Here is a 12,913-nt window from a genome sequence, read left to right as displayed (position 1 = left end):
TGCGCATTCGTAAAGGAGGAGACGAAATGCCAACGCGTAAGCTTATCGGGATTCTCGCCGTATCGGCCGCAGCCTCGGCGCTGGCGGCAGGCGCCGCGCCCGCCACGGAAATCACCGTCGCCACGGTCAACAATGGCGACATGATCATCATGCAGAAGCTATCGCCGGAGTGGGAGAAGGCGACCGGCAACAAGGTCAACTGGGTCACGCTCGAAGAGAACGTGCTGCGCGAGCGCGTCACCACCGACATCGCCACCAAGGGCGGCCAGTTCGACGTGCTCACCATCGGCGGCTACGAGACGCCGATCTGGGGCAAGGCCGGCTGGCTGACGTCGCTCAACGATCTCGGCGACGACTATGACTATGACGACCTGATCGCGCCGGTTCGCAACGGCCTGACCGTCGACGGCAAGCTCTATGCGGTGCCGTTCTATGCCGAAAGCTCGTTCACGCTCTACCGCAAGGACCTGTTCGACGCCGCCGGCCTGAAGATGCCGGAGCAGCCGACCTACGATCAGATCACGGAATTTGCCGACAAGCTCACCGACAAGTCGAAGGAGCAGTACGGGCTCTGCCTACGCGGCAAGCCGGGCTGGGGCGAGAACATGGCCTTCGTCGGCACGCTGGTGAACACCTTCGGCGGCCAGTGGTTCGACATGGACTGGAAGCCGCAGATCAATTCCGACGCGTGGAAGAAGGCGATCGGCTGGTATGTCGACACCATGAAGAAGGATGGACCTCCCGGCATCAGCTCCAACGGCTTCAACGAGAACCAGACGCTGTTCGCCTCCGGTCATTGCGCCATGTGGATCGACGCCACGTCCGCGGCGGGCCGCGTCTATGACCCGAAGCAGAGCAAGGTCGCCGACAAGGTCGCCTTCGCCAAGGCGCCGGTCGCGGTCACCCCCAACGGTTCGGCCTGGGGCTGGGCCTGGAGCCTCGCCATCCCGGCCTCGACCAAGAAGGCGGACGCGGCGAAGTCCTTTGTCAAATGGGCGACCTCGAAGGCCTATGTCCAGCGCGTCGGCGAGACCGAAGGCTGGGTGGCGGCGCCGCCGGGAACGCGCAAGTCCACCTATGCCAGCGCCGATTACCAGAAGGCGGCGCCCTTCGCCGCGACGGTGCTTTCGGCGATCGAATCCGCCGATCCGACCAAGCAGACCAAGGATCCGGTGCCCTATACCGGCATCCAGTTCGTCGCCATCCCTGAATTCCAGGGCATTGGCACGCAGGTCGGCCAGGCGGTTGCCGCCGCGGTCACAGGCGAGCAGTCGGTCGATGACGCGCTGAATGGCGTACAGGCCGAGGTGGAGCGCACGATGACGGAAGCGGGCTACATCAAATAGCGCCCTAAACTAGCCAGGGGCGCAAAGCGTGCCGCCCCTGGCGATCCGGCCCGCCCAGACCTCCCGTTGCAAGCGGGCCCGGAGGATGCACGGATCCCGCAAGAGCAAAGCGGGTCCGTGCGTTCCGCGCCGGCTGACAGGCAACTTTCTGGGCCGCCCGGATATCGTTTTCGAAATTTTGGAAAGTTGGACATGAAGCTGAACAACAAGACTGCCCTCATCACCGGCGGCGCGCGCGGCATCGGCCTTGGCTTTGCGCAAGCCTACGCCCGCGAGGGTGCCAGGGTGGTGATCGCCGATATCGATATCGGACGTGCGACCGCTGCCGCCGCCGCGATCGGTCCGGCGGCCAGCGCGAAGAAGCTCGACGTAACCGATCTCGCCGCGATCGAGAGCGTTGCCGCCGAGGTCGACCGCGAGTTCGGCGGCATCGACATCCTCGTCAACAACGCCGCCATCTTTGACATGGCGCCGATCACCGACATTACCGAGGCGAGCTACGAGAAGGTCTTCGGCATCAACCTCAAGGGGCCGCTGTTCATGATGAAGGCCGTCGCCAATCTGATGATAGCGCGCGGCCGTGGCGGCAAGATCATCAACATGGCGAGCCAGGCCGGTCGCCGCGGCGAGGCGCTGGTGACGCTCTACTGCGCCTCCAAGGCGGCGATCATCTCGGCCACGCAGTCGGCGGCACTGGCGCTGGTCAAGCACGGCATCAACGTCAACGCGATCGCGCCCGGTGTCGTCGACGGCGAGCATTGGGACGTCGTCGACGCCCACTTCGCCCGCTGGGAGGGCCTGAAGCCGGGCGAGAAGAAAGCGGCAGTGGCGAAGTCCGTGCCGATCGGGCGCTTCGCGCGGCCGGAGGACATTGCCGGGCTCGCCGTCTTCCTCGCCTCGTCCGACAGTGATTACATCCTCGCCCAGACCTACAATGTGGACGGCGGCAACTGGATGAGCTGAGGCGTTGCCATCTGGGAGAATGACATGAAAGCCATCCGATTTGCCGCCGCAGGCGTCGCCGGCATGGCGGAGCTGGACATGCCGGAGATCGCGCCGGGACATGCTCTGGTCAGGGTCCGCGCCGCCGGGCTTTGCCACACCGACATCGAGGTCTGCACGGCCGCTACGGCGAAGGCGCGTTCCCGCTGGTTCCCGGCCATGAATATGCCGGAACCGTCGAGGCGGTCGCCGCCGACGTCACCTCCGTGAAGCCTGGCGACCGCGTCGCCGTCGATCCCAACATTCCCTGTGGCCACTGCGCTGCCTGCCGGAAGGGACTCACCAATCTGTGCACCTCGCTGAAAGCCTACGGCGTGACCGCCAACGGCGGCTTCGCCGAATTCAGCCTCGTCGCCGTCGGTCACCTGCATGACATCGGCGATCTCGGCTTCGCCACCGCCGCGCTGGCCGAGCCGCTCGCCTGCGTGCTGAACGGTCTCGGCGCCGCCGGCATCGAGCCAGGCGCGCGCGTGCCCGGCACCGCGCTGGTCTTCGGCGCCGGCCCGATCGGCCTGCTGCTGGCGCTGTCGCTGAAGGCGAGGGGGGTGGTGAGCGTCGCGGTCGCCGACATCAGCGAGCCCCGGCTTGCCTTCGCCGAGGCGCTCGGGCTGGAGCCGCTGGTGTCCGGATCGCAGGCGCTGGCGGCAAGGGCGAAAGGCTTCGACTTCGTCGCCGACGCCACCGGCGTCGCCGGCGTGGTCGAAGGCATGGTCGGCTTCACAGCCGATGGCGGCACGGCGCTCGTCTTCGGCGTCTGCGCGCCCGACGCCAGGATCTCGGTCGCGCCTTTCGAGATCTTCCGCCGCCAGATCAGGCTGGCCGGCTCGCATTCGCTGAACCGCAACATTCCGCAGGCGCTCGACATCCTCAAGCGCGACGACGGCACCATGGCGCGGCTGGTCAGCCACCGATTGCCGCTTGCCGAGCTTTTGCCCTTCTTCGCCAAGAGCGGCGGCGATCCGGCGACGATGAAAGTGCAGTTTTCGGCGGACATGTGAGTGAAAACGCGCGGCCACTCCCATCGACTCGTAAACTGGCCTGGCGCGGTCGAAGCGTTGCAGCTTTGCGCGAGATGGTGACTCACGTAGAGAGTGACGGGAAGGGTCGAACAGGGGGCCTGTGAATGGCAAAGACGATCAGGACGATGGAGGATTTCTCGGACTTCGTCGGCTTGTCTCGCACGACCGTTTCCAAATATTTCAACGATCCCAACTCGGTCAGGAAGAACACGCGCAGCGCCATCGAGGCGGCGCTGAAGAAATCCGATTTCCGACCGAGCATGTTCGCGGTCAACCTCAATCGCCGCCGCAGCAACATCCTGGGCGTCATCATCCCGAATTCAACCGACCCGTTCTACATGGCGCTGACGCGCCGCATCGAGCTGATCGCCAACGAGGCCGGCTTCCTCGCCTTCGTGCTGTCCTCAGACGGGCGCGCCGAGATGGAAGACCAGGCGATCCAGACGTTCCGCTCGATGAACATCGCCGGCGCCATCATCGCGCCGCTCGGCGTGCAGTCGCACCACCGCATCCTGGCCGAGCTCGGCGCTTCGATCCCGCTGATCTATGTCGACTCGCCGCTCGACCAGACCTCCTCCTTCGTCGGCACCGACAACCGGCAGAGTTTCAGGCTGATCGTGGACTACCTCTGCCGGTCCGGCGAGCCGCCCTGCTACTTCGCCATGCCGCTGGTCAACAACAACGCCTCCGCCAGGCAGGAGGCCTATGTCGAGGCCATGCACCAGTTCAAGATGGCGCCGCGCATCGTGCCGGTCGAGGACGCCCGCTCGTGGGATTTCGAGAAGTTCGGCTATGACGAGGCGACGCGCATCCTGAAGGCCGGCGGTTTCCCGACCAAAACGGTGCTGTGCGCCAACGACCGCGTCGCCTTCGGCGTACTCGGCGCCGCCTTTCAGCTCGGCCTCAAGGTGGGACATGGCGCTGATTGCGACCTGCGGGTCGCCGGGCACGACGACCACCCGCTGTCGCGCTACGCCTGCCCGCCGATCACGACGGTGGCGCAGAACTACAACGAGATTGGCCGTCTCGCCATCGAACTGCTGCTCGAGCGGCTGGACGAAAAATCCTCGGCCAAGCGCGGCGACGCCCGCATCCTGCTCAACGCCGAACTGATGCTGCGCAGTTCGGCGTGAAGTTGGGCTACCGATCCACCATCGACATGGTTCGCTCGTTGTAGCGCGGCCCGGAAATCCTGTCGGGGGTCAGCGCCATGTCGAGCAGCAGCATCTCGGTGGCGTCGAGCCCGATGTCGGCAGCGGCGACATTCTCCTCCAGGTATGTCCGGCGCTTGGTGCCGGGGATCGGCACGAGGTCGATGCCGAATTCCGGGCCCTTGGCGAGCAGCCAGGCAATCGCGATTTGGCCAGGCTTCACGCCCCTGGCGGCGGCCACGTCGCGCACCGCGCTGGCCGCCGCGACATTGGCGTCGAAATTCTCGCCCTGGTAGCGCGGGTCCCCGCGGCGGAAATCGCCCTCCGGATAGTCTTCGGCGCGCTTGACGTCGCCGGCGAGGAAGCCGCGTCCGAGCGGCGCGAACGGCACCAGGCCGATACCGAGGTCCTTCAGCTGCGGAATGATCTCGGGCTCGAGATTGCGCTCCCACAGCGAATATTCGCTCTGCAGCGCCGAAACCGGATGCGCCGCATGGGCGCGGCGGATGTTGGCGATGCCAGCCTCCGACAGGCCGAAGAAGCGCACCTTGCCCTCGGCCACCAGCTCGCCGACCGTGCCCGCGACATCCTCCATCGGCACGCCGGGATCGACGCGGTGCTGGTAGAGGAGATCGATATGGTCGGTGTCGAGCCGCTTCAGCGACGCCTCCACCACCTCGCGAATGTGCTCGGGCCGGCTGTCGCGACCGGTGCCGTCCTGCTTGCCGTCCACGATGCGAAACCCGAACTTGGTGGCGATGGTGACCTTATGACGCCGGCCCTTCAACGCGCGGCCGAGCAGCTCCTCGTTGATGAACGGCCCGTAGACCTCGGCCGTGTCGAGGAAGGTGCAGCCGAGCTCGATCGCCCTGTGCAGCGTCGCGATCGATTCCGCCTCGTCGGCCGGTCCGTAGGACTGGCTCATGCCCATGCAGCCGAGGCCGACCGCCGAGACGACGAGCCCCTGGTTGCCGAGTTTCTGCTTGCCCAGGCTCATCGTCTTGCTCCGGTCGAATTTGCAACCCGGCTAAACTATAGGGTCCGAAGGCGAGGCGTCCAGCGGCAGGGCCTCAGGCCCGTGGCAGCAGCCGGCGCATGATCAGCGAGGCGTGACCGCTGACGCCGTGGGCCGCCGGCCTGCGCTCGACCGCCTCGAAGCCGTGCTTTTGGTAGAAGGCGATCGCCCGGTCGTTACCCTCGATCACTTCCAGCGCGATGCTGGGAATTCCCGCATGGGCGGCCAGCACGGCGTGCAGCAGATCGGTCGCCAGACCGGTGCCGAACTCGTTCGGTTCGATGTGCAGCCGGTCGAGCATGACGTCGCCGCCATCGTCCATCGCGGCCATCGCATAACCGGCGATCGAGCCGTTGGGCCGCTCGGCGACGAAGGACATCTTGTCGTTATCCTCGAGTTCCACCGCCAACTTCTCCGGCGCGTGCTTGTCGTCGGAGAGCCGCGCCGCGGTGTCGGCGCCCATGATCGGCGAATAGGTCCGCCGCCAGGACTGGCCGAGCAGCCGCGACACCTCGGCGAGGTCGTTTTTCGTCATCGCCCGGATGTGGGTCATGTTCCTCTCCTCGTTCAGCCCAAGAAGATATAGCGGCGGGCCGGCCAGAGCCAGTCTCCCCCCTTGAGGGGGAGATGTCGCCGAAGGCGACAGAGGGGGTCGCCGCGCGTGAAGCGCCGACGCCTCTGTGCGACGAAGACAGGGGGGAGATCTATGTTAGACTACCCCCTCTGGCCTGCCGGCCATCTCCCCCTCGAGGGGGGAGATCAGCGCCTCATCGCACCCGCCAAATTGACTCCCCCGCCGCTCTCCGCCATCCTTATAGCCAGCCGCCGCTCCTAGGCTGCATAGATGTGTGAGCCCATGGCCAGTTCCGTCGCCAGAGAAAACTCCCGCCGCGCCGCGGTGAAGAAGGCGCTCGACCGCCACAAGGTGTATGTCACCGCGCAAAGCTTCTCCGGTGGCACATACAGCGCGCGCGTGCTGGTCGACGGCGAGGCCTATTGGGTCGATGAGTTCCGGCTGAGCCAGCTCAGGCAAGGGCTGACCCCGGCTGAGCTCGAGCTCACGCCGGCCGCCGACGATTGAGTTTTCACGGATGATCATGGCAAGGCTGGCGGGACAGCGCCCCCCTCTGTCCTGCCGGACATCTCCCCCGCAAGGGGGGAGATTGGCTGTTCCGGCGCCGGCCCTCATTGTTCAACGTTGGCGATTGGCGAAAGCCGGCGCGACGTCTGATCTCCCCCCAAGTGGGGGAGATGGCCGGCAGGCCAGAGGGGGGCGCGAAGGAGCTCGGCTTTTGCCTTTGGCGGGCGCCGGTTGCTGATGCCCTCTAACCTCAAACCCTACCGCGCCAAGCGCGAATTCTCCCGCACACCGGAGCCGGTGGGCGGGCTTGTCTTCGATGCGGGCAACCGCTTCGTCGTCCACAAGCACCATGCCACCGCCGACCACTACGATCTGCGCCTCGAGGTCGGCGGCGTGCTGAAGAGCTGGGCGGTGCCGCGCGGGCCCTCGCTCAACCCGGCCGACAAGCGCCTCGCCGTCGAGACCGAGGACCATCCGCTCGAATACATCGACTTCGAGGGCGTCATCCCCGAGGGCGAATACGGCGGCGGGCCGATGATCGTCTGGGACACCGGCACCTGGGCGCCGATGGAGGATGTCGAGAAGTCGCTTCGCACCGGCGCCTTCAAGTTCCGCCTGGCCGGCGAGAAGCTGAACGGCGGCTGGATGCTGACCAGGCTGAAGCCAAAACCCGGCGAGAACGAAGCGAAGAAGAACTGGCTCTTGTTCAAGGAGCGCGACCTCGCTTCCGATACCAAGCTCGACATCCTCGAAGCGCGGCCGGAAAGCGTGAAGTCCGGCCGCCGCATCGAGGAACTGGCGGCGCCGCCGAGGAAGGCCGAGCGTCTGCCGCCGAAAGCCGGCTCGCTGAAGCCCGGCGCGCTGCCCGGCGCCGTCAAGGCCGCACCGCCTTCCCGCATCGAGCCGCAGCTCGCCACCCAGGTGCCGAAGCCGCCGGGCGGCGAGGGGCCGGCGGAAAACACCAGCGAGCTCTGGCTGCACGAAATCAAGTTCGACGGTTACCGCACCATGGCCCATGTCGTGGATGGCGAGGTCAGGCTGATCACCCGCGGTGGCATCGACTGGACGAAGCGCTATGGCGACCTGCCGCAAGCCTTCGCCAGGCTGCCGGTCAGCCAGGCAATCATCGACGGCGAGATCATGGTTCTCGACGAGAAGGGCATTTCCCGTTTCGCGCTGCTGCAGGACGCGCTCTCGGCCGGCGCCGGCAGCAAATTGCATTTCTACGCCTTCGACCTCCTCCACCTCGACGGCTGGGACCTGCGCAAGGCTCCGCTGCAGAAGCGTAAGGCGCTGCTTGCCGAACTGCTCGCCGGCCAGGCTGCCAACGCCGCCATCCAGTTCAGCGACCATGTCGAGGGCGACGGGCAGGGTCTCTACGAACAGGCCTCGGACCTTGGGCTGGAAGGCGTCGTCTCCAAGCGCGCCGACGCCAGTTACCAGAGTGGCCGCACCAAGAGCTGGACCAAGGTGAAGGCGCAAAAGACGGATGATTTCGTCATCGCCGGCTATACCGTGTCCGACCGGGCGGAAGGTCTGGCGGCGCTGGGCATGGCCGAGTTCGAAAACGGCGAATTGCACTATCGCGGCAAGGTCGGCACTGGCTTCGACCGCGATATGGCGACCGACCTGCTTGCCCGGCTGGAGCGGCTGACCGCCGGCGCCACGCCGCCCGAGGGGGCGCCGCGCGAGATCATGCGCGAGATGCATTGGGTGAAGCCGCTGCTGTCGGCACGCATCCGCTATTCCAACCGCACCGCCGACAATGCGATCCGCCACGGCGTCTTTCGCGGATTGCGCGATGTCGGCGGACTGACGACGCCGGCGCCGGTCAAGCGCAAGCGGCTGATCGCCGAATCCGACCTCGCCACCATCTGGGTCACCAATCCGGAGCGCCGGCTGTTCGGCAAGACCGGGCCAACCAAGCTCGACATTGCCGTCTACTACGCGCTGGTCGGCGATTTCATGCTGCCGCACATCATCGGCCGCCCGGTGTCGCTGGTGCGCTGCCCGACCGGAAAGCCGCAGGACTGCTTCTTCCAGCGTCATGCCTTCACCGGCATGCCGCCCTCGGTCGTCACCTTCGGGGCCACCAACTCCGAAGGCGAGACCAAGTCCTATCTCTCGGTCGAAGGGGCAAAGGGCTATCTGGCGCTGGCCCAGTTCGGCGTGGTGGAGTTCCACACCTGGGGCACGCATCGCACCAGCCTCGACAAGCCCGACCAGATCGTTTTCGACCTCGATCCGGGCGAGGGGATCACCTGGCGCGAGGTGGTCGAGGCCGCCGTCCACATCAAGGGCGGGCTGGAGGGCCTGGGGCTGGTGCCCTTCGCGAAAACCTCCGGCGGCAAGGGCATCCACATCACCGTGCCGGTGACCAGAAAGCAGAACTGGAAGAAGCTGCACCAGGCCTCGAGCGCCATCTCGACCTATCTGGCGGCAAGCGCGCCCGACACCTTCACCACCACCATGGGCAAGGAAAACCGCAAGCGCCGCATCTTCATCGACTTCCACCGCAACGCCCGCGGCCACACCTCCGCTGCGCCTTATTCGCTGCGCGCCCGCACCAACCTGCCGGCCTCGACCCCGGTAAGCTGGGCGGATCTCGAGACGATCGACGCGCCAGAGGACCTCAACTACGCCTCGCTGCCGGGGCTCTTGGAGACGTCGGGCGATCCCTGGGCGGAGATCGACGAGGCGGCAAGGGATTTGCCGGTGATGGAGGGGAGGTAGGCCATGCATGAGGCGAAGCCCTCGCGTCTTTCGTCATCCTAGGGTCTGCGCGCGTCGCTTCGCTCCTTGCTCCGCCCTAGGATGACGAAGCATTAAAGGCTTTCGGCAACTCGTCAGCGTCTAAGTTTCATCTCCATCGACGCTTCCTACAATTTGAACTATTCTCCGCGCCAACCCGTCCCAGAAAACATTTCGTCAGGAATTCGGCAGTACACTCAGGGGTCGGTGTAGGATTTCCACGGCGCCAACCGTCCTTGAGCGGGAGCGCTGCAACGAGCATGGTTCCAAAAAGTGGGAACCGGTTTTTGGACAAGACCATGCTCCAAGATAAAGTCAGTGCATGGCCGCGTAGGAGTTCATCATGGCGCCCAGGGCAAGTTGGAAAGGTTACCTCAAGCTCAGCCTCGTCAGCTGTCCGGTCCGGCTCTATCCGGCCACCAGCGCGAGCGAACGCATTGCGTTCAACCAGCTGCATAAGAAGACCCACAACCGCATCAACATGAAGCCGGTCGATCCCGAGCTAGGGCTGGTCGAGCGCTCGGATCTGGTCAAGGGTTACGAATACGAGGACAAGCAATACATCATCATCGATGATGCCGACCTCGATGCGGTCAGGATCGAATCCAACCACACGATGAACATCGAGGCCTTCGTCGACGAAGGCGAGGTCGATGTCATCTATCAGGACTCGCCCTATTACCTGGCTCCCGACGGAGCCATGGCCGAAGAGACCTTCGCCGTGCTGCGCGAGGCGATGCGCCAATCCGGCAAGCTGGCGATCGCGCGCCTCGTGCTGTCCAGCCGTGAGCGCGTGGTGACGATCGGCGCGCGCGAGAACGGCATGTTCGTCTGCACCTTGAGGAATCCCAACGAAGTGCGCGGCACGGCTGAATATTTCGGCAACATCCCGGCCGGCAAGCCGGACCCCGAAATGTTGCAGCTGGCCGAGGCGCTGATCAAGCAGAAGGAGACCACCTTCGATCCGAAGAACTACGAGGATCGCTACGAGGTGGCGCTGATGGCAATGATCCGCGAGAAGCTGAAGGGCCACAAGCCGATCATCGCGGCGGCGCCCGAGCGCGGCAACGTCATCAACCTGATGGATGCGCTGAAGGCGAGCCTGTCGCAGTCCGCCAAGCCGCCGGCCAAGTCGAAGAGCAAGGCCGAGGAGGCGCCGGCAAAACCCGCCGCCAAGAAGGCCGCCGCCGGCGGCGCGCCTGAAAACCCGCTGAAGGCGAACCTGTTGAAGGCCGTCGGCAAGAGCAAGAAGTGACGGCAGGGCCAGTCATCGTTCCCGGCGCCGTCTTCGGCGCCGTCGGCGCGCTGGCCGCCTTTCCGCTCCGGCTCGCCGCGCGCGAGGTCGAGCGCCGCCATGCCGAGCTGAGGCGCGGCGTCACGCGGCGCACGACGCATGTCGTCTTTGGCCGCACGCTGCTGGCAAAAGCCGCGACGGGCAGGACAGGCGATGCCGAGATCGTGCGCCGAACGAATGCGGAGCGCGAAGCCGGCCGCGCGCTGATCAGCGAGAACGGGTTCCTGCGCCTGCTCGGCCTGATGAAGGCGCCGGAAGCCTCGTCGCTGTCCAGGCAGTCGCTCATCGACCAGTCGCGGCTTGCCGGCGACGATCTCGACATGCTGTCGCTGTTCGACGCCTTCGAGCACGACGGCGAGCCCTATTCCTTCCGCGATCTGATCCTGGCCCGCAAATATGCCGGGCTGATCGCCAGCGGCGCCACCTGGGGCGCCATCGCGCGCTCCGTCCACCGCTCCGGCCCGGTCGCCTCGCTCACCGCCAAGTCGCTCAATGTCGGGTCGCAGCATGGTCGTCCCGATGCGATCTACCTCGACGAGGGTCTGAGCGAACTCGACGGCCAGCTGCTGTTCGATCTGGGCAGTCCTGAAGACGATACCCTGGAGGAACTCTTCGCCGAGGCGGAGACCGCGGAAGAGGAGGAGCGCCATGATGACGCGGCCACGCTCTACCAGCGCTGCCTGGCGATCGACCCCAGCGATGCCATCGCCGCCTTCAATCGCGCCAACTGCCTGCGCGGCGCCAGCCGCGTGGCGGAAGCCGCGCACGACTATGCGCGGGCGATCAAGCTCGATCCCGGCTTCGTCGAGGCCTGGTTCAACCTCGCCGGCCTGATGAGCGACGAGGGCAAGGTGGCCTCGGCCCGCCGCCATCTTCAGAAGGCGATCACGCTCGACAAGGCTTATGCCGACCCGGTGTTCAATTTGGCGCGGTTGGAGTTCGACGCGGGGAATTTTCCCGAAGCCCGCCGGCTTTGGGCGCGCTATCTGGAATTGGATACCGACTCCGAATGGGCGAGGCTGGCGCGGAAGGGCATACAGTTCGTGGATCTGCACATGGCGCGGACAGCGGGGTGACAATGATTGGCGAAGGCCGTCGCGACAGCCAATCTCCCCCCTTGTGGGGGAGATGTCCGGCAGGACAGAGGGGGGCGCTGTCCCGCCAGCCTCTCAACGGCTCGCGGCGGCGACCTCTAAGATTTTCGGTTTGTAAGTGCCGAAGTCGGCGTTCCTTCGCGCCCCCCTCTGTCCTGCCGGCCATCTCCCCCACAAGGGGGGAGATCAGCAGCTTCGCCGTCGCGCCGAGCACAGCCCCATGACCCACTTCCTCTTCGACGGCTTCGACACCGCTCCCGTCAGCATCCTGCTCGCCCACGGCGCCGGCGCCGCGATGGATTCGCCCTCGATGACCGCCACCGCCAAGGCTCTGGCCACAGCCGGTTTTCAGGTCGCGCGCTTCGAGTTCCACTACATGGCCGCCCGCCGCTACGGCCATCGCAAGCCGCCGCCGCGCGCCGAGACGGTGAATCCTGAATACATCAAGGCGATCGCCGACCTGCGCGCCAAGGGTGTCACGGGCAAGCTTATCATCGGCGGCAAGTCGATGGGCGGACGGGTGGCGTCTATGGTCGCCGACGAGATGTTTGAAAAAGGCGAGATCGCCGGGCTGGTCTGCCTTGGCTATCCGTTCCATCCGCCGGCCAAGCCCGAGCAACTGAGGACAAAACATCTCCTCGGCCTCAAGACGCCGACGCTGATCTTCCAGGGCACGCGCGACGAGTTCGGCACAAAGGACGAGGTGGCGACCTACGGTCTCTCCGACGCAATCGAGATGATCTGGCTGGAGGATGGTGACCACGATCTGAAGCCGCGCAAGGCGATCTCGGGGTTTTCGACGGCGGATCATTTGAGGACGATGGCGGAGACGATAAAGGCTTGGGCAGAGGGGCTTTAGGGCGGTCGCTTCGACCCTGATTGGACATTCTTTGGCGTCTGCGCCGCCCCTCATCTGGCTGCCGCCATCTTCTCCCCGTGAACGGGGAGAAGGGCGCTGTCGCCTCCGGTTTCGCTCATCGCCAGCGCTGCAGGAAACGCGCCGGCGTCACGGCCAGCCCTCTTCTCCCCGTTAACGGGGAGAGCGACTGTCTTGGCTGTCAAGCTGTTTGCCATGGTTTTTGGTCGCGGATGATGGCGTTGAGAATGGTCAGCAGCTTTCGCATGACGGCCACGACGGCGACGATCTTCGGCTTGCCGAC

10 protein-coding genes and 2 pseudogenes are annotated in these 12,913 nt (G+C 65.6%); 9 read left to right on the top strand and 3 right to left on the bottom strand.

Features of this window, described 5'->3' with window-relative positions; all coding sequences use genetic code 11:
- The first annotated feature begins 26 nt into the window (after positions 1-26).
- From EN846_RS09770 to EN846_RS09755, 4 genes and pseudogenes are all read left to right on the top strand, one after another.
- The gene (locus tag EN846_RS09770; protein WP_187331170.1) at positions 27-1,346 is read left to right on the top strand and encodes a sugar ABC transporter substrate-binding protein; all 1,320 of its coding nucleotides are present in this window, start codon (positions 27-29) and stop codon (positions 1,344-1,346) included.
- A 192-nt stretch (positions 1,347-1,538) separates the two neighbouring features.
- Positions 1,539-2,309: an L-iditol 2-dehydrogenase gene (locus EN846_RS09765; protein WP_127393609.1), complete on the top strand. Its 771-nt coding sequence runs from the start codon at positions 1,539-1,541 to the stop codon at positions 2,307-2,309.
- A gap of 24 nt (positions 2,310-2,333) precedes the next feature.
- Positions 2,334-3,346: pseudogene (locus EN846_RS09760) on the top strand (zinc-dependent alcohol dehydrogenase family protein).
- A 146-nt stretch (positions 3,347-3,492) separates the two neighbouring features.
- Positions 3,493-4,500 carry a LacI family DNA-binding transcriptional regulator gene (locus tag EN846_RS09755; protein WP_187331247.1) on the top strand — a complete coding sequence of 336 codons (1,008 nt, stop codon included), beginning with the start codon at positions 3,493-3,495 and terminating at the stop codon, positions 4,498-4,500.
- A gap of 7 nt (positions 4,501-4,507) precedes the next feature.
- On the opposite strand, the gene EN846_RS09750 is transcribed toward EN846_RS09755, so the two are convergent.
- Complete coding sequence (locus tag EN846_RS09750; RefSeq protein WP_127393606.1) at positions 4,508-5,515, bottom strand: aldo/keto reductase; 1,008 nt, start codon at positions 5,513-5,515, stop codon at positions 4,508-4,510.
- 73 nt (positions 5,516-5,588) lie between these two features.
- On the bottom strand, positions 5,589-6,086 hold the full coding sequence (locus tag EN846_RS09745; RefSeq protein ID WP_127393605.1) for a GNAT family N-acetyltransferase: 498 nt from the start codon (positions 6,084-6,086) through the stop codon (positions 5,589-5,591).
- A gap of 303 nt (positions 6,087-6,389) precedes the next feature.
- On the opposite strand from EN846_RS09745, the gene EN846_RS09740 reads away from it, so the two are divergent.
- The 5 genes from EN846_RS09740 to EN846_RS09720 all read left to right on the top strand — a co-directional run bounded on the left by EN846_RS09740 (position 6,390) and on the right by EN846_RS09720 (position 12,612).
- Entirely contained in the window at positions 6,390-6,614 is a 225-nt protein-coding gene (locus EN846_RS09740) for a hypothetical protein (RefSeq protein WP_127286561.1), read from the top strand.
- A 237-nt stretch (positions 6,615-6,851) separates the two neighbouring features.
- A complete protein-coding gene (gene ligD / locus EN846_RS09735; RefSeq protein WP_135857977.1) occupies positions 6,852-9,347 on the top strand; it encodes a DNA ligase D in 2,496 nt (831 codons plus the stop codon).
- A 361-nt stretch (positions 9,348-9,708) separates the two neighbouring features.
- Positions 9,709-10,620: a Ku protein gene (locus EN846_RS09730; RefSeq protein ID WP_127394150.1), complete on the top strand. Its 912-nt coding sequence runs from the start codon at positions 9,709-9,711 to the stop codon at positions 10,618-10,620.
- Positions 10,617-11,735, top strand: a complete 1,119-nt coding sequence (locus EN846_RS09725; protein ID WP_128273452.1) for a tetratricopeptide repeat protein — start codon at positions 10,617-10,619, stop codon at positions 11,733-11,735. Before EN846_RS09730 ends, EN846_RS09725 begins: the two co-directional genes overlap by 4 nt.
- Before the next feature lie 238 nt (positions 11,736-11,973).
- Positions 11,974-12,612 carry an alpha/beta family hydrolase gene (locus tag EN846_RS09720; RefSeq protein WP_127394260.1) on the top strand — a complete coding sequence of 213 codons (639 nt, stop codon included), beginning with the start codon at positions 11,974-11,976 and terminating at the stop codon, positions 12,610-12,612.
- Between the two features lie 199 nt (positions 12,613-12,811).
- On the opposite strand, the pseudogene EN846_RS09715 reads toward EN846_RS09720, so the two are convergent.
- Positions 12,812-12,913 (bottom strand): annotated as a pseudogene (locus EN846_RS09715) (IS110 family transposase); the annotation flags it as partial.

It is taken from the genome of Mesorhizobium sp. M4B.F.Ca.ET.203.01.1.1, from assembly GCF_004791025.1.
Taxonomy (GTDB): Bacteria; Pseudomonadota; Alphaproteobacteria; order Rhizobiales; family Rhizobiaceae; genus Mesorhizobium; species Mesorhizobium abyssinicae.
Note: the sequence above shows the minus strand (reverse complement) of the source record. Positions and strands in the feature narration are given on the sequence as shown.

What these genes read in the sequence shown, in the direction of transcription:
- EN846_RS09765 (WP_127393609.1), top strand. Translation starts at nt 1,539, where the DNA reads ATGAAGCTGAACAACAAGACTGCCCTCATCACCGGCGGCGCGCGCGGC.
- EN846_RS09740 (WP_127286561.1), top strand. Translation starts at nt 6,390, where the DNA reads ATGGCCAGTTCCGTCGCCAGAGAAAACTCCCGCCGCGCCGCGGTGAAG.
- EN846_RS09770 (WP_187331170.1), top strand. Translation starts at nt 27, where the DNA reads ATGCCAACGCGTAAGCTTATCGGGATTCTCGCCGTATCGGCCGCAGCC.
- EN846_RS09755 (WP_187331247.1), top strand. Translation starts at nt 3,493, where the DNA reads ATGGAGGATTTCTCGGACTTCGTCGGCTTGTCTCGCACGACCGTTTCC.
- EN846_RS09720 (WP_127394260.1), top strand. Translation starts at nt 11,974, where the DNA reads ATGACCCACTTCCTCTTCGACGGCTTCGACACCGCTCCCGTCAGCATC.
- EN846_RS09750 (WP_127393606.1), bottom strand. Translation starts at nt 5,515, where the DNA reads ATGAGCCTGGGCAAGCAGAAACTCGGCAACCAGGGGCTCGTCGTCTCG.
- ligD (WP_135857977.1), top strand. Translation starts at nt 6,852, where the DNA reads ATGCCCTCTAACCTCAAACCCTACCGCGCCAAGCGCGAATTCTCCCGC.
- EN846_RS09745 (WP_127393605.1), bottom strand. Translation starts at nt 6,086, where the DNA reads ATGACCCACATCCGGGCGATGACGAAAAACGACCTCGCCGAGGTGTCG.
- EN846_RS09730 (WP_127394150.1), top strand. Translation starts at nt 9,709, where the DNA reads ATGGCGCCCAGGGCAAGTTGGAAAGGTTACCTCAAGCTCAGCCTCGTC.